Annotated in this window: 20 protein-coding genes; 11 read left to right on the forward strand and 9 right to left on the reverse strand. The window is 45.2% G+C overall.

The window, feature by feature from the left end:
- Nucleotides 1-4 precede the first annotated feature (4 nt).
- The 3 genes from CH367_RS06690 (at nucleotide 5) to CH367_RS06700 (ending at nucleotide 4,099) form a co-directional block, all read left to right on the forward strand.
- Entirely contained in the window at nucleotides 5-2,539 is a 2,535-nt protein-coding gene (locus CH367_RS06690) for a circularly permuted type 2 ATP-grasp protein (RefSeq protein ID WP_244284492.1), read from the forward strand.
- Nucleotides 2,532-3,407 carry a transglutaminase family protein gene (locus CH367_RS06695; RefSeq protein WP_100761708.1) on the forward strand — a complete coding sequence of 292 codons (876 nt, stop codon included), beginning with the start codon at nucleotides 2,532-2,534 and terminating at the stop codon, nucleotides 3,405-3,407. Before CH367_RS06690 ends, CH367_RS06695 begins: the two co-directional genes overlap by 8 nt.
- 248 nt (nucleotides 3,408-3,655) lie before the next feature.
- Nucleotides 3,656-4,099 (forward strand): hypothetical protein, encoded by a 444-nt coding sequence (locus CH367_RS06700; RefSeq protein ID WP_244284493.1) that lies wholly within the window; start codon nucleotides 3,656-3,658, stop codon nucleotides 4,097-4,099.
- Nucleotides 4,100-4,132: 33 nt separating this feature from the next.
- On the opposite strand, the gene CH367_RS06705 is transcribed toward CH367_RS06700, so the two are convergent.
- The 5 genes from CH367_RS06705 to CH367_RS06725 form a co-directional block, all read right to left on the reverse strand.
- Nucleotides 4,133-4,630, reverse strand: coding sequence for a GNAT family N-acetyltransferase (locus CH367_RS06705; RefSeq protein ID WP_100762077.1), 498 nt, complete (start codon nucleotides 4,628-4,630; stop codon nucleotides 4,133-4,135).
- Nucleotides 4,631-4,890: 260 nt separating this feature from the next.
- Entirely contained in the window at nucleotides 4,891-5,424 is a 534-nt protein-coding gene (locus tag CH367_RS06710) for a DUF2141 domain-containing protein (protein WP_100761709.1), read from the reverse strand.
- 249 nt (nucleotides 5,425-5,673) lie between these two features.
- Nucleotides 5,674-6,072: a hypothetical protein gene (locus tag CH367_RS06715; protein ID WP_100761710.1), complete on the reverse strand. Its 399-nt coding sequence runs from the start codon at nucleotides 6,070-6,072 to the stop codon at nucleotides 5,674-5,676.
- 88 nt (nucleotides 6,073-6,160) lie between these two features.
- A complete protein-coding gene (locus CH367_RS06720; RefSeq protein WP_100761711.1) occupies nucleotides 6,161-6,778 on the reverse strand; it encodes an HD domain-containing protein in 618 nt (205 codons plus the stop codon).
- Nucleotides 6,779-7,003: 225 nt separating this feature from the next.
- Entirely contained in the window at nucleotides 7,004-8,398 is a 1,395-nt protein-coding gene (locus CH367_RS06725) for a glycine--tRNA ligase (RefSeq protein WP_100761712.1), read from the reverse strand.
- Nucleotides 8,399-8,572: 174 nt separating this feature from the next.
- Between CH367_RS06725 and CH367_RS06730 the strand changes: the two genes are divergently transcribed.
- Genes CH367_RS06730 through CH367_RS06745 form a run of 4 tightly spaced genes read left to right on the forward strand, consistent with a single transcriptional unit; the run spans nucleotide 8,573 to nucleotide 12,858 of the window.
- Nucleotides 8,573-10,201, forward strand: coding sequence for an energy transducer TonB family protein (locus CH367_RS06730; RefSeq protein ID WP_100761713.1), 1,629 nt, complete (start codon nucleotides 8,573-8,575; stop codon nucleotides 10,199-10,201).
- Complete coding sequence (locus tag CH367_RS06735) at nucleotides 10,198-10,968, forward strand: PrsW family glutamic-type intramembrane protease (RefSeq protein WP_100761714.1); 771 nt, start codon at nucleotides 10,198-10,200, stop codon at nucleotides 10,966-10,968. The genes CH367_RS06730 and CH367_RS06735 overlap by 4 nt, the downstream gene beginning before the upstream one ends.
- Nucleotides 10,965-11,867: a 50S ribosomal protein L11 methyltransferase gene (locus CH367_RS06740; protein ID WP_100761715.1), complete on the forward strand. Its 903-nt coding sequence runs from the start codon at nucleotides 10,965-10,967 to the stop codon at nucleotides 11,865-11,867. The genes CH367_RS06735 and CH367_RS06740 overlap by 4 nt, the downstream gene beginning before the upstream one ends.
- Nucleotides 11,868-11,871: 4 nt before the next feature.
- Nucleotides 11,872-12,858: an adenosine kinase gene (locus CH367_RS06745; RefSeq protein WP_100761716.1), complete on the forward strand. Its 987-nt coding sequence runs from the start codon at nucleotides 11,872-11,874 to the stop codon at nucleotides 12,856-12,858.
- Between the two features lie 214 nt (nucleotides 12,859-13,072).
- On the opposite strand, the gene CH367_RS06750 is transcribed toward CH367_RS06745, so the two are convergent.
- The 4 genes from CH367_RS06750 to CH367_RS06765 are packed head-to-tail and all read right to left on the reverse strand — an operon-like array spanning nucleotide 13,073 to nucleotide 16,860.
- Entirely contained in the window at nucleotides 13,073-14,362 is a 1,290-nt protein-coding gene (locus tag CH367_RS06750; protein WP_100761717.1) for an LIC11270 family surface protein, read from the reverse strand.
- Complete coding sequence (locus CH367_RS06755) at nucleotides 14,359-15,183, reverse strand: hypothetical protein (RefSeq protein WP_100761718.1); 825 nt, start codon at nucleotides 15,181-15,183, stop codon at nucleotides 14,359-14,361. Before CH367_RS06755 ends, CH367_RS06750 begins: the two co-directional genes overlap by 4 nt.
- 1 nt (nucleotide 15,184) lies before the next feature.
- On the reverse strand, nucleotides 15,185-16,072 hold the full coding sequence (gene truA / locus CH367_RS06760; protein ID WP_341865103.1) for a tRNA pseudouridine(38-40) synthase TruA: 888 nt from the start codon (nucleotides 16,070-16,072) through the stop codon (nucleotides 15,185-15,187).
- A complete protein-coding gene (locus tag CH367_RS06765; RefSeq protein ID WP_100761720.1) occupies nucleotides 15,979-16,860 on the reverse strand; it encodes a DUF2225 domain-containing protein in 882 nt (293 codons plus the stop codon). Before CH367_RS06765 ends, truA begins: the two co-directional genes overlap by 94 nt.
- 143 nt (nucleotides 16,861-17,003) lie before the next feature.
- Between CH367_RS06765 and CH367_RS06770 the strand changes: the two genes are divergently transcribed.
- The 4 genes from CH367_RS06770 to CH367_RS06785 all read left to right on the forward strand — a co-directional run bounded on the left by CH367_RS06770 (nucleotide 17,004) and on the right by CH367_RS06785 (nucleotide 20,989).
- Nucleotides 17,004-18,119, forward strand: a complete 1,116-nt coding sequence (locus tag CH367_RS06770) for an LIC11274 family protein (protein WP_100761721.1) — start codon at nucleotides 17,004-17,006, stop codon at nucleotides 18,117-18,119.
- Between the two features lie 112 nt (nucleotides 18,120-18,231).
- Nucleotides 18,232-19,029, forward strand: coding sequence for a lysophospholipid acyltransferase family protein (locus tag CH367_RS06775; protein WP_100761722.1), 798 nt, complete (start codon nucleotides 18,232-18,234; stop codon nucleotides 19,027-19,029).
- The gene (locus CH367_RS06780; RefSeq protein ID WP_100761723.1) at nucleotides 19,026-20,489 is read left to right on the forward strand and encodes an acetyl-CoA carboxylase biotin carboxylase subunit; all 1,464 of its coding nucleotides are present in this window, start codon (nucleotides 19,026-19,028) and stop codon (nucleotides 20,487-20,489) included. The genes CH367_RS06775 and CH367_RS06780 overlap by 4 nt, the downstream gene beginning before the upstream one ends.
- Nucleotides 20,486-20,989 carry an acyl-CoA carboxylase biotin carboxyl carrier protein subunit gene (locus CH367_RS06785; protein WP_100761724.1) on the forward strand — a complete coding sequence of 168 codons (504 nt, stop codon included), beginning with the start codon at nucleotides 20,486-20,488 and terminating at the stop codon, nucleotides 20,987-20,989. Before CH367_RS06780 ends, CH367_RS06785 begins: the two co-directional genes overlap by 4 nt.
- The last annotated feature ends 155 nt before the right edge of the window (nucleotides 20,990-21,144 follow it).

Here is a 21,144-nt window from a genome sequence, read left to right on the forward strand (position 1 = left end):
AATCATGGTTCAGAATTTTATGGTCAACCCATCCAACGCCAGATTGAACTTGCGGGAAGGATACAGTCCGATTCCGTCCGTTTACGACGAGCTCTACGACGGAGAGGGTAAACTCAGGCCCAAATACGAATTTTTAATCAATTCCCTCGAATCGTTAAGCGAAGAGGAATTAAACCGAAGAAAGAGGGACTCTCTTCGTATCCTTCAGGAAAACGGTGTGACATACAACGTGTACGAGGAACCGGGCGCGGTGGAGCGGCTTTGGTCCTTGGATCTTTTTCCCGTTTTGATGGAAAGCAAAGAATGGGAGGAAGTGGAACGCGGTCTCATTCAAAGAGCGGAACTTCTCGACGCGATCTTTAAGGACGTTTACGGTCCGAGAAAACTTCTGTATGATAAAAAAATTCCTCCCGAAATTCTTTTCAGTTCTCTCGATTTTTTAAGACAGTGCAACGGATTCGGTCATTCCACGATCAACGAGCTTTGTTTTATGGCGTCCGATCTTGCGAGACAAGAAGACGGAAGTTTCGTAGTAATCGGAGATCGAATTCAAGCTCCGAGCGGTTCGGGTTATTCGCTGGAGAATCGAATCGTTCTTTCGAGAATTTTTCCTTCCATCTATCGAGATTCTCAAGTGCATCGTGTTGCCTTGTATTTTCGTTCTTTAAGAAAGGCTCTTCAATCCCAATCCAAGATTCAAGACCGTGAACCGGTCATCGTTCTTTTAACGCCGGGCGCGGGAAACGAAACTTACTTCGAACACGCATATCTCGCCGGTTATCTCGGTTTTACTTTGGCTCAAGCCGAAGACTTAACGGTGAGAAATAATTTCGTATTCATCAAAACGGTGGAAGGTCTTCAACAAGTAGACGTGATCTTTCGAAGAGTCGTCGATTCTTATATGGATCCTCTCGAACTTAAAGGGGATTCTCTTTTGGGTGTACCAGGAATTTTGAATGTGATTCGGGAAGGAAACGTAAGGGTCGCCAATCCGGTCGGCTCCGGTTTTCTGGAGAATCGTGCGATTCATCCTTTCCTTTCCTCCCTTTGCAGATATTATCTTTCCGAAGATCTGATTTTGCCTAACGTAAGAACTTTGTGGATGGGAAATCCGGAATCCATGAAAGAAGTTTTTGATCGGCCCGATCGTTTCGTTTTTAAAAGAGCGGTTCGAGATCCGTTGGAACCGGGTGTTTTTCTTTCGTCCTTGCCGAAGAACGAAATCGAAGAGATCCGAAAAAAAACGATTCTTCATCCTGAAAGATACGTGGCTCAGGAAATCGTAAACGGTTCCACTTGTCCGGTTCTTTCGGGAGGTCGTTTGATCCAAGGCCGTTCGGTATTTCGAGCGTTTACCACACTTTCCGAAAACGGTTATATGACGATGCCGGGCGGTTTGGTTCGAGTTACCGAAAACGTGGAAGACCTGATCGTAACAAATCAAACCGGAGCGATTTCGAAAGACCTTTGGGTTCTCGCTTCCGAAGAGAAAAAGGATCTCACACTTCTTCCCGGTAAAACGGAAAGAATGCAGATCAAACGTTCGGGCGCGAGTATTCCGAGTCGGGTCGCGGACAATATGTTCTGGATGGGACGTTATGCGGAACGTTCGGAGAACCAAGCGAGATTGTTACGCGAAGTGATCCTGAAGATGATTCACATGGAAGAATCGTACGAAAAGGAACAGGTTCAACTTCTTCTTCAAACGGTGACTCATGTGACCGCGACGTATCCCGGATTTTTACAACTCAATCTGGACGATCCTTTACGCGGAGCCAAAGAGCAGATGTTCGCTCAGGTTTTTTCTCACGATGTCGCGGGGAGCATTCAGTCGGATCTGAATTCTTTCGTACGGTCTTCGAAATCGGTTCGGGATCGATTGTCGGAGGATATGAGATATATTCTTTCCACGATCGAAACCGAAAACACGGGAAAACTTCAGTCTTACGATGAAGTATTAGAATATTTGATTCTTCTAATAACCAGACTTGCCTCTCTTTCCGGTTTGGGAATCGAAAGTATGTCCCGGGAAACCGGCTGGTATTTTATGAATATGGGTAAAAGAATCGAACGTGCGTCTTATACGATTCGCCTCGTCACTTCGGTTTTGAATCTTTCCACTCTCTATAACAAAAGTATGTTCGAAGTTTTGTTGAACATCAACGATATTAAGATCACGTATAGAAGACGATACAGATATAGAATCGAGGCCGAGTCCGTTTTGGATATTCTTCTGTTCGACGAAACGAACCCTAGGTCCTTGGCGTATCAACTTCGTAAGATGAGCGATTACGTTTCTTATCTTCCTCATTCCGAAAAGGAAGAGGCGACCGCGGAGGAAAGAATCGTCTCCGAAGTAAGAAATCGTTTTATCCAAGAAGACGCAAAAAGACTTTTCGAATACGTCAATCCTTCCTTGAGCATCGTTCGTTGGTTGAACGATATCAACTATCAAATCGCTTCCTTGTCGGAATCGATCGGCTCCCGATATTTCCGGTATGTCGAAGAACAGATTCAACTCGGAGATTACAATGGCTGAATATACGGTGAAACACGTTACGCGATACAGCTATCAGGAAGAGGTTTCGCATTGTCACAATCTTGCGCATATGTGTCCCGTAACGAATCGTCATCAGGATTGTAGCGATCTTAAACTGCGTGTTCTACCCGGTCCTTCCGTTTCCGGTTATCGAAAAGATTATTTCGGCAATTTGGTTTATTCTTTTTCGGTGGAAGATTCTCATCAGTCCTTGGAGATCGTTTCGGAAAGTAAGGTGACGACCCACCCGGTGGACTATGGAGATTTGAATCATTCTCCCAAGGTTTCCGAAATTCCGGTTCTTCTGAAATCCTCTCATTCCAAAGAGGATTTGGAAGCCTTGGAATATGTTGCCGATTCCGCTTTTGTGAGCACGGGTTCATTGTTCGAGAATTTCGCTTTGGAAATGTTGGACACGCAAAAACCGCTTTTACAGGCTGTCTCCGATTATACTTTAAAATTCTTTAATACGTTTGAGTTTAAATCCGGAGCGACCACGATCCACACTCCACCGGCACAGGTTTTAAAAAACAAGAAGGGTGTTTGTCAGGATTTCACTCATCTTTCGATCGCGGCTTTGAGAAGTCTGGGAATCCCTTGCAGATACGTTTCCGGTTATATCGAAACCTTTCCTCCTCCGGGTCAGAAAAAACTGCAGGGTTCGGACGCGTCTCACGCTTGGTTTTCGGTTTATTCTCCCGGAATCGGTTGGGTGGATTACGATCCTACAAACGGTAAAATGTTAAGCGAAGAATATATTTTCACCTCGGTCGGTCGAGACTTTGCGGACGTATCTCCACTCAAAGGAATTTTGTTCGGCGGCGGCAAACATAAACTCAAGGTGGAAGTGGACGTGATTCGGGGATAGGCGGGTTCGCGAAATAAGGTATGAAACAGGAGAAAGTTAAGATGAATCGATGGGTGTTTTTATTTATTGTAATATTCAGTTTTTATTGTACTTCAGTCCCTAAGAATCAAACCTAAAACCAAGGTCAGGCGGCCGACCCTGAAGAGAACGCAAGAAGGATCATTCAATCCGTTTTTGCCGAAGAGGACCCGCCGATTCGCAATGTCCGTTTAAATCCGAAAACTCTGGAGAATATAAACGATATTCTTATGGTGAAAATCCCGGCCTCATTCAGTAAGAATGTGACCACTCATGTGAAGGATAAATATCAGATTTACAGTTATAACGGTCATTGCGGCGGTCAGGATCCTTGTTTGTCGATGTTGATTATGGTTGCGTTGATTCCGGAGAAACTCCATTCGTTTGAAAAATTGGTAAAGGATTCTTATTCGAACGATTTCGGTCAGGGACCGCCGAAGGTAATGGACGGTTGGATGGAATTGGATCAAAGCGGCGCTTCGAAAAAAGTCATTCTTTACGGAGCCGGAAAGTTCATCGGAACCTCGATCGTGGGAATTTATTACAGCCCTAAGCATAAAATGAACGTTCAGGTAAGATCCGTAATCAGTTATGTGGAACCATTCTCGGATGACGATTGGAGAAGAATTCTAACTCACAATCTAATCTTTTATTCCAGCATCGTTTTGTTGTGAGATTCAAATCGTATTTAAGAATATTCTAAAATTCTAAACTAATTTTCGAAAACGAACGTAGAAGGAGTCGTAACCCATCGCCTTCCAAAAGGAAACCGCGTTTTCGTTTTCGGCGATCGCTCTGAGTTCCACACTTTTGAAATCCTGATCTTTCGCCCATGTTTCGCAGGCAAGAACGAGAGGTTTCATGTAGCCGGCTTTTTGTTTTCCTCGTTTGGTGACTGCGAGGTCGATAAAGAGGGTTTTTTGTTCTTCCAGATACGGCTTATCTTCCGTTCTTGCGATTAGAATCGAAACGAGTTCTTCTCCCAAAAAACCGCCGAGCAAAAGAACCTTTCCGGTTCCCCTCAGTTTCAGATAAACGTCCATCATCTTCGTTCCGGCTCGAGGACGAATCTTAAAAACTCCGTCCAACTCGAGAGAATTGAGCATACGAAAGAATTGATTGATGAGTTCGATCGCGGCTTCCCTGTGCTCGGGGAGAAGGTTGGCGATTTGAAATTGTCCCGAATTGGTTTTGGCTTTTGGCATTCTTATTTTAAACGGAAGTCGTCCGATTTGAAATTTGCTGTGGAACGATTTCGTAAAAATCTGCGGAGTTCGTAGATTTGCATCCAATTTTTTGCGGATATTTGGATGACGGAGATTGTTCTTGAACAAGATCTTTCTTTCCGTTCGATCGGTTATGGGAGCGGAAGGAAACTTAGGAATCGATCGATTCCTAAGAAAATCATGGTGATTTTTAAGAATGAAATAGCGACTTCGTAAAATCGAAGGATAGCTCGAACACATTAGAGATAGTTGATCTTTATCTCGATCGTTTTTCCGGTTGCGGTAAATTTAAACTTAGCGTCGTCGTATTTTGGCGGCCCCATAAAACCTTTGACGTTGTTCGATACTCCGACTCCTTCTTTCGGCATACCGACCAAATTCGTATCAAGCTCGTTATTTGTGTTTTCATCGTGAGCGACTGCGACCGCGTATTCTCCCGGAGGCAATGAAAATACGATCGTTGTAGCGCCATTGTTGATTTTGACTCGTTCGCTTCGCAACGCTTTGGAATGTTTTTTAGGGAACCCTTCGCTTTGATCGTAGACGCTGATCAAAACTTGACCTTGATTGTTGTGAAGCCCGGTGATTTGTACGGTTAGTGGAGCGGCGCCGGCGGGCGTTTGTGCGAGAATCGGCCGTGTTTGAAAGTGGAATGTCGAATAAATAAATAATAAAAATAGAATATTCAAAATCCGTTTTGAATATTTTTGTTTTGAATTTTCGATTATAGGTCCCCCGGTAGAAAGCGTTGAGTTCGTTTTGTGCAATGTCATATTGATTTTATCTTCCTTTGGTTGTTAAGAAGGGAATTCTCGGGAATCGATTTTTTTGTCTGAATCTTATCCTGAAATTTTCTTTCTCTTTTTTTGCGAGTCAATTCGTTTTTGCAATCGAATCAATCGCAGTAATTTTTGGGGACGTTTTAGGAGGTTGATAGTTTTGTATGCAAACTATGTAGAATCGGAATTTCGAAAAGGATAAACTCTTTTACAAGTTTTGAAGAAGGTTTTTTACAGGAAGAATCATTCTTTTGCGAGAAGCATACAAAGAATTGCTAATATAGCCGTGACCGGTGTGAAGACGATTCTTTCCAAGTCGTTTTGAGAAAGGATATTTCCGATCGTATTGAGTGAAAACAACGCGGCCATGATCCATAAAATCACCGTGATCGCTTTTTGAGGGAGAATTGTTTTTGTGTTTCCCGTTTTCATCAATGCGATCCAGATAAAAAAAGAATTCAAAACGATCGATAAAGATTCGAAAACATACATTTCCTCAAGATTTGTTAAACGACCGCCCCATACGATCGTGTAGGGAATGATCTGCGTTAGCACTAAAAGATGAAAGATCGTAATGGCTACAAAGATAAAAATGAAACAATATCCCGCGGTCCGTTTTATATTTATATTACTGAATTGCATTGTTAGATCCGTTGATTCTCTTTGGATGCGATATGGATTTTACTTTGCAAGTAGAATCGGAGGCAGATTCGTTTTTTTGCATGTCCGATTAAATTTCTTTCAATTCTCGGGTTAAATTTTCTCTGGCCGAAATTTCGAAACGTTCGAAAAAGAATTTCGTTTTGTAAATTCTTTCCAAATTGAGAAAGTAATTCAGAACTTTTTTCCGGCCTTGGGAATAATCCTTGTCCGAATAAATCGAATATTCCATTCTTATGTTTTTATAATATTTCGAATAGACGTTCCAGCTTTGTCCCAAAATTGACAAATCTGCATCTGTAAATAAATTCGTATCGTGATCTTCGCTTTGGGAATGACCTTTGGTCGAAAGAATCTGTGATTTGCAGGATAGAATTCGTTTTTCCGGAAATCCGATTTCACGAAGCCTTTTTTCGGCGAGGTCTGCGCTTTGTTCTTCGTTGTCGCTCCGGGATACGTCGTAAATGACGTCGTGGTAATACATGGTAAAGAGGACACAATCCCGGTCGGTTGTGAAATTTTTTATTTCTAAAAGCAGAGAAGCGAGAGCTTCGAGATGCGAAATATTATGATAATGATGGTGTGGTTCGGAGTAACGGGTATCGATTTCCTTCCAATGAGTCTCGATCAAATCGGAGTCGGAGGAATATCGGGAAGCCGTTTCAATGAATGTTTGTTTGAGGTTCAAGTTGTAGGAGCTCCGACAGTCTTATCGTGAAAGTGGCGAGCCCCACCCGTGTAGGGTGGAGGTGGAGAGGTGGCGGGAAAGAAAATCACGGCAAATCTTCCATATCAGAAAAATCAAAATTGAACAAGAAGAAAAATAATTTCAAAATTTGTAGGAACTCCGACAAATCCCGCCGCGACTCGACAAAACCCGCGCGTTCAAACGCGGATTCTTCCTTGTTTCTTCTTACAGTCTTTCGAACAACCAGGTTCTCAGTTGTTTTACCGGAATCCTTTCCTGATTCATGCTGTCTCTTTCCCGAACGGTAACCGTATCGTCCTTTAGAGTATCATAATCTACTGTTATACAAAACGGGGTTCCGATTTCATCCTGTCTGCGATAACGTTTTCCGATCGCACCGCCGTCGTCGTATTCTATGTTTCCGAGTTTGGCGAGGTCGGCAAAGATCTCTCTCGATTTTTCGGGAAGACCGTCCTTCTTCATCAAAGGGAACACGGCCGCCTTTACGGGAGCGATCTTCGGAGAAAAACGAAGAACGGTTCTTGTTTCACCGTCCGGAAGTTTTTCCTCTTCATACGCATCCGCAACGACCGCAAGAAATAGGCGGTTTACACCTAACGCGGGTTCGACGACAAACGGAACGTATTTTTGATTGTTGACCTGGTCTTGGTATTTCAGGTCTTCACCGGAAAATTTCTGGTGTTGATTCAAGTCGTAATCGGTTCTCGAAGCGATGCCCCACAATTCTCCCCAACCGAAGTTGTATTTGAATTCTATGTCCGAGGTTCCTTCGCTGTAAAAAGACAATTCTTCCTTTTCGTGTTCTCTGACTCGAAGGTTTTCTTTTTTAATTCCCACCTGTTCCGTGAGCCACTTCATACAATAGTCGACCCAATGAGAGAACCATTCTTTCTGGGTTCCGGGTTCGCAGAAGAATTCCATTTCCATCTGTTCGAATTCTCTCGTGCGGAAAACGAACTGACGCGCCATGATTTCGTTACGGAAAGATTTTCCGATCTGAGCGATTCCGAACGGAATCTTTCTTCTCGTGGTGGAGACAACGTTTTTGAAATTTAGAAAAATTCCCTGAGCGGTTTCCGGTCTGAGATAAATATCCAGTGCGTCTTCCGCGCTCGCACCGTGCGAGGTTTTAAACATGAGATTGAAGTCGCGCGCTTCGGTGAATGTTCCACGTTGACCGCAGTTCGGGCAGGCGAAATTACTTTCTTTGATGACCAGGTTCATCTTTTCGAGAGTTAAACCCGTGGCAAAACCTTCTCCCTTTTGATCCTCGAGGAACTTGTCCGCGCGGATTCGGGTCTTACAGTTTTTGCAATCGATCAAAGGATCGGTGAAGTTGGAAACGTGACCGGACGCTTCCCAGACTTTCGGGTTGAGGAGGATGGAGGAATCCAGACCCACCACGTCTTCCCGAAGATGGACGAAAAATTTCCACCAGAGTTGTTTTAGATTTTGGAGAAGTTCGACCCCGTAAGGACCGTAGTCGAAGGTATTGGAGAGCCCTCCGTAAATTTCAGAACCGGGGTAGACAAACCCTCTGCGTTTACAGACGGATACAATTTCCTTCAGAGAGGAATCGAGACTTTCTTTCTTTTCCATGAGTCCAGAATTCTGTCCCGGATTCGGGAATAAAGTATTTTAATTCTTCGCATCGAAGGATTTCTTGTTTGCCTACGCCCCTTGTTCGGGTCAAATGGTTGATTGAAATCCGTTTTGCAACGTCCAAGGAGACCTTGCCTGAAAAAGAAACTAGTCATCTTCGGCGTTAATTTCTTGTCCTGGAGTTCTCCCTTTTTGGGGTTGGGAATCTTTTTTCCCCTCGGCGTACTCTTCGCCTTTCCGAAAGACAAGGAAATCCGTTCCGCCGCTTTCGGTTCGCTTTTGTTTCAGATTTTTTGCTGGAGCATTCTTTATCCTCTCGAAGTATCCGCGATTCTTTTCCCGATCGTAGAAGCATTCGTCCGCGCACTTGTTATGGATTTGGGAGAATGGTTGATCGGCTTTTATGTGGCGATCGGGCTTTTGATTCTCGTCGGGCATTCCTTCTCCATTAAAAAAGAAAGAAAACGTCTTTTAAAAACGAGACCCGGTTCCACCGCGACCTTGCCCGAAGAAAAGATAGAAAGGATTCATTACAAAATTCTGGTTCTTCTCGTTGCGGGTTATCTGACATCGAGACTCGTCTTTCAAGATCCGTATCGATTGGAATACGGACAGCTCGGAATTTTAGAGGACAGTTTTTTGTATTTCTTCTCGGTTTTGATCGCGGGGGATACGCTCTTAAGCAGAGGAAAACAATTCTTCCTTTTCAGAAGACCTTGGAAACTTTTCGAAAAGCAAGCCCGAGTTTCGCGTTATGCCGGATTTAAGGGAGAATGGGGTAAAAGAAAACAAAAGTATTCCAAACTCAGAGATTGGATTTTTCCGGGATGGGGGCATATCTACCTCGGGAATCTTTGGAAGGGATTCGCGATTTTGTTTTTATATCTCCTTCTTTTGCTTTTTTTGGCGACCTCGTTTTTCTCCTGGCTCGAACCCGCGGACGGAATCCGTTTTCTCATGTCGATGGGACTCAAACCGGGAATCGCGGATAAAAAATTCTTCGCGGTCACATCGAGTATCGTTCCGATTTCGGTTTTTCTTTTTAGCATCGCCGGAATTCATCTACTCTCCAAGTTTCTTTTGAACAGAACCTTCCGAGCCGAACCGGAAGATTCCACACCGAGAAGCACATTCATCAGTAATTTATCATATAGTATTTTACTACACTTGATTCTTCTTTCCTTGATTCTGATCATCCCGGTCACTCTTCAGAGAAAAAAAGAACAGAAAGAAAAAGAAAGACAACGTACACATTTCACTCCTGAGAATTTGGAATTCTATTTTATCGATCCCAATCTTCCGAACGAAGTGGAAGGTCTGAACGGGGGAGTTGTTTCGGGAACCGAAACTCCGACTCAAAAAGAAGGGGATAAGATCCCGGATGATAAACCCGCGGAAGAAGGAAGAGTCAAAGGAGAAGTCAAACAGGTTCGTGGAAAAAAATTACCGTCCACGTATTCGAATTACATCTCCGCAAAGATGAGAGGCCCCGAATCCTTTATGGAATATTGGAGAAGGGCGCCCCGCAATTATTCTTCCGTGGTCGCTTATACGGTTACACCCGATGGAGAAGTTGTGGATGTGGATCTTGTCGAGGCTTCGGGTTATCCCGAACAGGATCAGATGACCTTGGAACTCATAGAAAGTCTTTCTCCTTTGATGCCACCGCCGGGAACGAAAGGTTACGTTCGAGTGACCGAACTTTTTTGGAACGGAAGTATCGATCCCGAAGCGATGCCCACACCTCTTCAGAAAGAGCTCGTTACGATGTATGACGGACGTTATATGGAGGAGTTATGAGTTTCGACGTCGCGCTCCTCGGATTTTTATCCATTCTTCCTTGGGGATTTTTTTTGATTCTTCTTTTTCCGGGAAAGAATACCCAGCAAAGAATCTTCCTGATTTTACTCGCGCTTTTCTTGGGATATCTTTCAACCGAGATCGTTTTAAAATTGCATCCGATCTTTTGGCCGGATGTAAAACTCGCGGCGCCCAAACGAAGCGGACATATTCTCACGCAAACCGCGCATATCGCGTTCATTCAAGCGGGGATGATGGAAGAATTCTGCAAAGGAATTTTAATCTTAACGGCCGGACTTTTGTTCGCGTTTGATTGGAAGACATACAAGTTCAAAAAAGAAATGGTTTTGATCGGCGGATTCGTCGCTTTAGGATTTGCGGGAATCGAAAACGCGAATTATATTTTTTCCGCAAAGGAAGAAGATCGAATCGCGATGTTCGTGGGAAGAACGATCCGATCCTCGAACGCGCACTTTCTGATCAATCTATGTTTTGCGTTGGCCTTTGTAAAATCCAATCATAAGGACACAAGGGATAGACCTCTGTTCTTGTTTCTCGCTTTTTTACTCGCGGTTTCTCAACACGGACTTTTCAATTTTTTCGTATTACCTCAATCCAGATTCGGCGGTTGGCTTTCAACGGCTCTCTTCGTGGGAATCTGGGTTTGGATCGTAAGGGACTTCCGGACTTTCATTCAAGAGGATGAAATCGTAAGTGACACTCCGATCAACGCGGAAATCTTGGATGAGACCCGAGAAACGACTTGAGATACAGAGAAATCATTCTAAACCTACCCAAAGAAATCGCGGAAGACTTCACTTCGTTTTTGGACGAAGTCGGAGTCGCGGGATATTACGAAATTCTGTTTGACCGCGAGGTTCCTCGCGCGCCTCACGAAGAGATCATCTCGGACGATACGAAGTTCCGAGTGTATCTCGCCGAAGACGACAAAGAAAACGAAACTAAAATTCATATTTTTCTCAAGGTCAACGCGGGAGAATCCTTCTTCCTTGAATCGAGATGGATCGAAACCAAAGAATACGAAGAGGCCTATAAAGAATTTTATAAACCGTTCGTAGTCGGTTCGTATCGGGTCATTCCCACTTGGGAAAAAGATACTGCTGTCAGCACGACCCCCGAAGGAATTCTTCCCTTGCTCATCAATCCCGGACTTGCGTTCGGAACCGGACATCACGAGACCACTCGTCTTGTTTTGGGAAGAATGGGAAGCCTCGGTCTTTCCGGTAAACGGATCGCCGACGTGGGAACCGGTTCCGGAATTTTGAGCGTGGCCGCGGCGAAGTCGAACGCGGCCTTGATCCTCGCGGTGGACGTGGATCCGAACAGCGTACGATCCGCGACCTTCAACCGGGACGACAACGAAATTTCGTCTAACGTTTTGGTCGTGGACGAGGGCGGCTTCGATCACCCGGACGTTCAAGGAAAAGAATGGGATCTTTTGATCGCCAATATCACATTCGCAGTATTAAAAGCGAATATTCAAAAAATTGCATCCGTAAAAACCGATCATTTCCTATTCAGCGGGGTCATCACCGAAAGAAAGGAAGAATTTTTGGAACTTCTCAAGACGGAAGTCGGCGGAGAAGGGGTTTTCTTCCAAGAGGATACCGGCTGGGAATTGATCGAATGGAAAAGAAAAGGATAATTCAATGAAACACTACGACGTATTCGGAGTCGGCAACGCACTCGTGGATATTTTAGTTCCGACGGAAGACGTATTCATCAAACGTCTCGGCTTCGATAAGGGAATCATGACCTTGGTCGATTCCGAAAAACAAGCGGGAGTTTTAGTCGCGCTTGAAGGAAGTAAACAAGAACTTCGTTCCGGCGGAAGCGCGGCCAATACGATGATCGCTCTCGCCAATTCCGGCGGAACCGGAACTTATACCGGAAAAGTCTCCAAGGATACTTACGGAGAATTTTACAAACAGGATATGGAAAACGCGGGGATTCTTTTCGAAGTCGCTCCCGAAGATCAAGGCCATACCGGAACCTGTGTCGTATTAACGACTCCGGACGCGGAAAGAACCATGCTCACGCACTTGGGAATTTCCATCACATTACAAAAATCTGATGTGGATCTTTCCAAACTCAAGGCATCTAGCATTTCCTACATCGAAGGTTATCTCTGGGACGGACAGGGAACCAAAGAAGCTTCCCTTTTGACGATGGAAGAATCCAAAAAGAACGGGGTCAAAGTCGCTTACACTTACAGCGATCCTTTCTGCGTGAACCGTTCCCGCGAGGACTTTGTTCGCTTAACAAAAGACTACTTTGATATCGTTTTCTGCAACGCGGAAGAAGCCAAAGCCCTTTCTCAAAAAGAGGATAAGCTCGAAGCGTTGAAGTTCATCGCCGGTTTGTCCCCTCTCGTATTTATGACCGATTCGGCAAACGGCGCTTACTTTGCGGAGAATGGGACGATTTCGCACGTGGATGGATTCCCCGTAAAACCGATCGACACGACCGGTGCCGGAGACTGTTTTGCGGCGGGTGTTCTTTACGGACTTACGCACGGTTTCAGTTTGGAAAAATCCACTCGTTGGGGAAACTACGTCGCGTCTAGAATCGTACAAGAAATCGGTCCGAGACTCGGAATCAAACTGATGGGACGTCAGGAAGAGATTCTGAAGTAAGAGTTAAGAGAAAGACTTTGTCGGAGTTCCGACAAAGCCGAACGCGAAAATTCTACTTTACAAAAGTTGAATTTTCTGCTAGAGAAAAATTCGTCGAAGTTTTCCCACAAGCCAAGAGCTCAGCGCCTCGCTCTCTATGGATCGCTCGTCATCACCTCCTCCCTAACTCGGGTGGGGGCGGTTTTTGTTTTTGTCGGAATTCCGACAAAAACGCTCAAGGACAACTTAGATTGACTTGAACTTCGGAACGAGGTGCGTTATCCGGAACCGTAAAGGTGGTTTCTCTGACGACCGTTTCCGGATAACCGTCCACTCTCGCCAAATCTCCCAAACAACGAAGTCTGTATTCTCCAGGATGAATGTATTTCATCTTTGTCGCTCCGCCTTGAACGGGAGAAGCCATCAAAGGAAGTTTATTACTCATATCGAGTTCCACGGAACGATAAACTCCGTAGTAGTGTGTAGTCGAAGCGGTTCCACCTAACACAGTCAAGCTGGACGCGATTTCGGGGCGGATGATTCTCGAGCGAATCAAAAGACCGCCGCCCATATCGGATTCTCCGTTGTGATTGCTGTCACTTTTCCAATCGCTTACGCCGACTAACGTTCTTACCCCGCCCAAACTGGAAACGTAAGAATGAACCATTAGGTTTTCCTTCAGGTTGATTCTCACTTCCAAAATATAAGGATCGAATCCGGGATAAACGATCATGTCCTCGTCTCCGCTATCCGCGGTATAAAGCGCTGGGAACACAAGAGGAGGGAAGATCGTTTTTGTAGTCGCGTCCGCTCCGGGTTTATAACTCAAACGAGGAACGATATTGATTCCCGGAACTCTATAGTTGTCGAACAAGGTAAGATTGGAAAACGTAAGCCCCGGCTCGGTCGCCCAAGCGGTAACCAAGTTTCTAAGATACAAACCCGTATAATAAAATTGAACGGGACCGTTTCCGAAAGAACCCCAGTCCGTTGCCGAAGTCGGATCGTTCGAAGGATAGACGACACCTTCTCCGTTGAAGAATTGAATCGCCTTTAATTCTCCGTCGTTCAAACGACAAGAATTCGAATTCGTAGTATAAGGAATCGTACAAAAAACCTGACGGTTCGGAGCGATCTCATCCCAGAATTTTTTTGTGTCCTTTACGTTTTTGATCAAACTGAGATTGTAAAGACCCTGTTCATACTTCGTGGACATACGAATTTCTCCGATGTCAATGAAGATCGGAAGATTCTGCGCAAGAGGCATTCCGGTTAAATCGGGGATCGGATCCAGACCGTCCCCCGCGTTGTCCTGATAAATTTGTCCGGTTCCACCGGAATACGCTTCGAAACCGATCGGGTTATCCGTCGCAAAGGTTCCCTTTACGATGAGAAGCATTCTTTGGTTGAAAAGAGTACTGATAACCGGATCGCTCGAACCTCTTCCGTGCCAATCTCCGACCCGGCAAAAGAATATTAGAAAACTTGAAAGTAGAATTACGAATGGAAAATACGATCTTTTCATAGAAACACGCTCACCATCAGGCCGAATTGAAAGAATTCCGTATCCACGACCCGATAGTAATTCGGGTTGCTCAATCTGGAATCGCTGTAAGGACTCGCATAGTAGTATTTCGATTCTTCGGGAGCGTCCAATTGCGATTCGTAAATCTTATTGTAATCGATTCTGATCCCGATTCTGATTTTTTTTCCGGCGACAAAACTCGTTTCCAATCCTATCAGCATCATCGGATCCCAACGAGAAGTGTTGGATGGTCTTGCGACTACGAACGCTTCGCCGCCGCCCGCGCGAAGAATGAACGAAATCGGAAGATCGATCGGAATCTTGTAACCCAACGCGAGATAAACCGGAATCGTAGTCAACGCGCGTTCCGTCGCGGAAAGATAGTTTGCGTAATACGCTCCCATCTCGAGATAAAAAATCCAAGGCCAAGGAATTCTAAAAAAGAATCCACCACCCAAGGTAGTATCCAAATATTTCTGAGTTTCGGTTCCGGGCCAAGGATTGGAAGCCCCGAGCCAAACTCCGATCTCCGACTTTCGATTGTCGTGAATGCCTTCCGCCTTTTCGTCCTCTTCTTCAGCCGCGGCCTCCGCTTCCTCTTCTTCCTTGGAAACAACGCCGCTGGATGGAAGACTTCCTGTTTGAGTCGAAAGTCTTGGGATAAAATCGGTAAAGAATTTATTTTTACCGAGGTTCGGTTGATAACCGCCTAAAAGTTCGAAAACTCCCGGTTTTACGGGAGTTGCGGATAAAATTCCGGGAAACATCGTAAGCAATACGAGGATCGAAGGTTTTGCGGAAATGCGGAAACGGGAGAACATCTTATTTTAGAAAGTCCCGATCGGAATACATGGAATCGATTCCCGAATTGGAATCGTAATAGGCTCTGATGAAATAAAGTCCGTGAGGAGGAAGAGTGATACCCGCGATCGTTCTGTCTTTTGAAGAAAGTATGTCCAACACGTTCGTGTTTTGTCGTTTGCCGTTTGCGATTTCCAGAAGGGTACCCGTAAGAATCCGAATCATATTGTGAAGAAAGCCGTTCGCTCGGATTCTTACTTTCAGGAGACCGTCAAATTCGGCGCTTCGTTCCAGTCCCGTATCCAAAATCGTCCGAACCGTGGAACGACCAATCATGGAAGCGGCCTTCGCCAAACTGCGAAAATCGTGTTCTCCTTTTAATAATTCAAGTTCGGTTTCCAAGCGCGGAACGTCAATCTTATGTTGATACCAGAAGGCCCGATTTTTCCAAGTGGGTCTGGGATACTTCGTGTTGATGATTAGATATTCGTATTCTCTCGAACGACACGAAAAACGAGAATCGAAATTCTCATCCACTTCGGCGATGCTGAGAACGGACAAACCTGAATCGGTGAGCGCATTCATACTCAAAAGAAATCTGCTGAAATTTTGTACAGTCTTCGAGGTCTTGAAGTTTACGATCATTCCACGAGCGTGAACTCCAGTGTCCGTTCGACCGGCTCCTGTGACGGCGATTTCTTCATTGAGGAGAATTTTCGCGGCCTTTTCGAGACTCTCCTGAACGCTGGGAAGATCTGTTTGAATTTGAAAACCGTTGAAACAAAGTCCGTCGTATTCGACGAGGAGGGCGTAGTTTATTTTTCCCCTCCCATTTCCTCGATGAGCTTGTTGTATTCGTCGTAGAGTTCTTTTGCCATGTCGATGATTACGGAAGGTTTCGACTTGGATCCTTTTCCGGAACCGTAAAGTCTGGAAAGGGTTCTTTTGGCTCGAACTAAAAGATTGAGTTTCGCCGCAGGATCGGTCGCGAGTTGATCCTTGAACTTCATCGTAAGATATGCGGAAAGATAAATGACTCCGTCAAAGGCCCAGTTCTTATCCGTGTCCGGACCCAAAAGATAAGAAGCCTGATCCACCGGTTCCGATCCGCTCTGCATAATTTCCATCGTGTCGGTGTACCAACCCGCGGCTTTTTGATAGAGAAGATCCCGAACCTTATCGAATCCCAGACTTGGGAAGTCGTTGTTTAGGTCGTCGAAATACCAGGCTCCCCGAACGGCGCAGACCGCCTTTTTCGGAGTGGGGGCCACGGTGACTTTTCGATTTTGATAACATTCTATGGTGAGCAGATAAGAAGCCGCTCCGAGAACCAGATTCCGTTCTTGATAAAAATCCAGGGGCCCGAGAATCTTTTCCAAATTGGAACGTCTCGTATCGGATTGGGAACGGATCTTTTCGTTTTCCTCCGCGTCTAACGTGGACCAATCCTTGGTAAAAGAGGAATAAAGACAACGAGGACAGACGCTGATGACATAATCATTGGGACTCACACGACCGAACTTCTTATTCTTCTCGTAAAGTCTTCTGAGTTCGATGGTCAGTTTTCCGGCGATCAGACGGCCGCCGCCCTGAAACATGTTTTCCTTTTGATGAACCTCGTGGCAGATCGGACATACCGTATCTTCCTTTGCTCGGAACGAGATCTTTTTTCCTTGTGCAAGAGCGCTGGCTGTCATAGTCTTATCTGTGAAAAACCCGAAAAAAACAGGAACGGGCTGTCAATTCGAACACCATTCTAACCGATAGAGTAGGAAGAAAAGCACTAATTTCCTGTTGCGTCCGGCCTTGAATCCGGAAAAACTTTGGAAAAGGTTAACCGATGAAACGACTGATTCTCATATTAATTGCCATCTCCATTCTTCCCGTTTCCGTATTCGGGGAAGCGGTCTCCAGTAAGGCCTATAAAAAAAGGGTGGAGCTACTCGTATATCTCCGAGCGATCGAGCCGATTGTTCGGAACTACAAAGGTGAAGTTCCGGGCGGACAGAATCAGCAAAACACGGGTGGAACCGCTCCGGCTAACAACCAGCAAGGCGGAACTCCCGAGCAAGACGGAGACAGAATTAAAAAATACAAGGAACTCAAACGTCTCTATCAAGAAGGACTTCAATACTACTTCGAAAACAATCACGTAAACGCATACAGAAGATTCTTAGAAGCACAACTCGGAACCGAAATGCTTCTCGAAGAACTTTCCCAGTATTACGTGGAAAGATCGGATGAGATTTTAAAAGCCGCGATCGAGAAAAAAAATCCGAACAACCCGGAAGACAGAAACCTCGTAGATATCGCGATCGAGTGGAGTAAAAATTCATTCGTGGTAAAGGATATGACCGCGGATCGCGAAGCTCCTCTCACAAGAAGAATGTACAACCCGAGAGATTTCCATTACGTAACCAATAAATACGCGATCGAAAAGAATATGGAAACCGGTTATAAATTTCTGGGACTCGCTAAAGAAGCGCGTAACAACGCTCTGAAGATCGAAAAACATCTCGAGAAACATCAGAAACTTCAACCGAGCCATAGAAAACATAGAATCGAACATTACATCGCCGCGATTCAACTTTGCAGAGACGCAAGAGCGAACGCGATCAATATCTTTAAATTGAAGTATCCATACGATAACTACTTCCTTTACAGAAGCGACGCGAAAACCGAAGCGATCAAGGACGACGAAGGAAAAGCGGGACCGTCCGAGCCGGTTGTATTGCAAGGAGTCACTTACGACTTTACGCAGAACCCGACCTTGGAACTCGATCATAGACTCAGCCCCGTATTCGACAGAAGAATTCCGGAAGAATACCGCAGAGACGCTGTGGACGTTTTGGAAAAAATCTACGACGACGAAGTTAAAAACAGACTTTTCCTAAAATGGGATCCTGAAAAACGCAAACAGTTGATCGGCGATAAAGCGCCGGGAAGCAACAAATAATCTCCATCGAACTTCTGAATCCTGTTCGGTAAAAAAAGCCCGCGTTTCGCGGGCTTTTTCTTTATGAAAACTAGCTTTTCTAAAAACGGATTCCTTTGGAAGATAGCTTCCGATGAACCCATTGAAATTTATGGAAAGTCGATTGGGCCGCTTTCCGAAATCGTATCGTAAGCTCGTTCTCAAAACGTATTTAATCACGCTCCCGCTCGTATTCAGTTTTGCATTTCCCAGTTTGGTTGCGGGTTTGTTTTTCGCATTGATCGGAAATCAAAAAAGAAAGAACGCCGCTTTTCTAAAAGGCTCCGCAGTTTGGGGAAACGCGATTCGTTGGATGTCCGGAACCCGTTTTTTCAGAATCGGAGAATTTCAAATTCCTACCAAAGGTCATATGATCTTTGTGAATCACGTAAACGAACTCGACTTTCCTTACGATTGTCTTGTGATCAACAAACCTTATCTTGCGAATCAAGTGATCAAAAAAACGCTGATCGCGTATTGGTGGATGAAGGCGATGGGTTCGCAGGTTTTCGAATCCTCGAAGGCCGCAACGATCGCGGTGTCCGTAAGAAATCTAATCAAGGGACTCAGCGACGCTTCGTTTATCGTTTATCCGGAAGGTCATAATTCTTACAGCGAAGAGATCCAACCTATGCAAAAGGGGATGATCAAACTCGCTTGGGAAAATAAAATTCCGGTCGTTGTAGTTCTCAAATCCGGACTTACCGGTTATCAAACCTTGGAAAAGGGATTTGTGGTCGCTTACAAACAGATCGGAACCTACGACCCTACAAAATATTCCACTTGGGAAGAATTTAAGGACTTTATCCACGAAACGATGGAACGCGAAAAGAAGGCATTGGACGCAAGTCTTTCTTCCGAAGCGCGAAAGGAATCGGTGTTAGCCTCTTGATCTCTAAACTTTTGATTGCGAATCGCGGAGAAATCGCGGTTCGTGTGATCCGCACTTGTAAAAAACTGGGAATCAAAACCGTGGCCGTGTATTCGGACGCGGACAAGGATTCTCCCCATGTAAAACTCGCGGACGAGTCCGTGTATGTCGGAGAACCAAGCCCCGGTTCTTCTTATTTAAATATTCCTAATATTCTCGACGCCATCCGTAAAACGAAAGCGGACGCGGTTCATCCGGGTTACGGATTTTTGTCCGAAAAAACCGAGTTCGCAAAAGCATTAGAAAAAGAGAATGTTCTTTTTCTCGGACCGAGCCCCGAGTCCATGGAACTGATGGGCGACAAGATCAATTCTCGGATTAAGATGGAAGCCGCCGGAGTTCCGGTCGTTCCGGGTTACAACGGACAAAATCAGGATCCTATCATTCTCCAGAAAGAAGCGGAACGCATCGGATATCCTCTGATGATCAAGGCGACCGCGGGAGGAGGCGGAAAAGGAATGAAACGGGTTTATAAACCCGACGAGTTTCTTTCATCCCTCGAATCCGCACAACGAGAAGCGTTGAAAGCGTTCGGAGACGGAACCGTATTCGTAGAAAAGTATATAGAAACTCCTCGTCATATCGAGGTGCAGGTTTTCGGAGACAAACACGGAAACGTTATGCACCTTTTCGAAAGGGAATGTTCGATTCAAAGAAGACACCAAAAGGTGATCGAAGAATCTCCGGCTCCGAATCTTCCGTCTTCGCTTCGGGATGAAATCTGTCAGGTCGCGGTCAAAGCGGCTCAGTCGATCCAATACGTGGGCGCCGGAACCGTGGAATTCATTCTTGGAAAGGACGGAAAGTTTTACTTTCTCGAAATGAACACAAGACTTCAAGTCGAGCATCCGGTAACCGAATACATCACCGGACAAGACTTAGTCGAATGGCAGATTCGCGTTGCGGAAGGGAAAAAACTTTCCGATCTTACCGGAGGAAAGGCGATTACGCAGAACGGTCACGCGATCGAAGCTCGTATCTACGCCGAAGATCCCGAAAATAATTTTTTACCGTCCACCGGTATATTAGAATATATTGAATTTCCGGATCGTGATTTTTTAAGAGTGGATACCGGAGTCGAAACCGGCTCCGAGATCACTGTCTACTACGATCCTATGATCGCAAAAATGATCTCTTGGGGAAAAACCAGGGAAGAATGTGCGACCCGTCTTCGAGAATCCATCGATTCCACGGTGATCTTCGGACCGGTTACGAACACGTTTTACTTATCCGGAATTCTTTCCCATGAAGAGTTTAAGAAAGGACTGACACACACGCATTTTCTGGAAGAACAAACGATCGCATTTACGCCCGAGAGGGAAGTGCAAGCCGATGCGTTCTCCTTTGCGGCCGCGGCTCTTTCCGAAAAGAAAAAATCCCAGGGAATCTGGGAAGCCGTTGGACAGGGAGGTTTCTGGTGATCGAAGAAAATTTTCGTTTTAGACATAGGGAAGAGGAAATCCCCGTTCGAGTTAGGACCAGTTCTCCCGGCGATATGTCCGTATCGATTACGTTAGGCGAAACCGTTTACGACTTTCGGATCTCCAGAAATTTTCAGAGCGAAGGCAACGGACTTTTTTCGGGTCCGGGAAATCACTGGAGAATTCTCCGTAAAGGAAATCAGATCTTTATCCACTACAAGGGTTGGAACACAAAGATCCTTCTTTCCAACCGAGAGATTCATCTCGAAGAAGGAAGCGGCGGTTTGATCAAAAGTCCGATGCCGGGTAAGGTGATTCGAGTTTTAGTCGCTCCCGGAGCTTCCGTCAAAAAGGGAACCGTTCTTGCGATCGTGGAAGCGATGAAGATGGAGAACAACATTCTTTCCCCGGGCGAAGGAACTGTGGATGAGGTTCTGACGAAAGAAGGGAATATGGTTTCTCAAGACGACGTCATTCTGAAGTTGAATCTGGGTAAGTGATCGAACTTCGATTGTTCGTTCGTGAGAATGGATTTGAATCTAAACCGGAAGTCCGCAATTTTTGTTACGATTCTATTCTGCATTCTTCTTTTTGCAAATTGCGAAAAGACATTGAACACTTGGAACGATCTCGATCCAAACTTTCTTTCGGAATT

The sequence above is a fragment of the Leptospira barantonii genome, assembly GCF_002811925.1.
In the GTDB taxonomy this organism is placed as follows: Bacteria; Spirochaetota; Leptospiria; order Leptospirales; family Leptospiraceae; genus Leptospira; species Leptospira barantonii.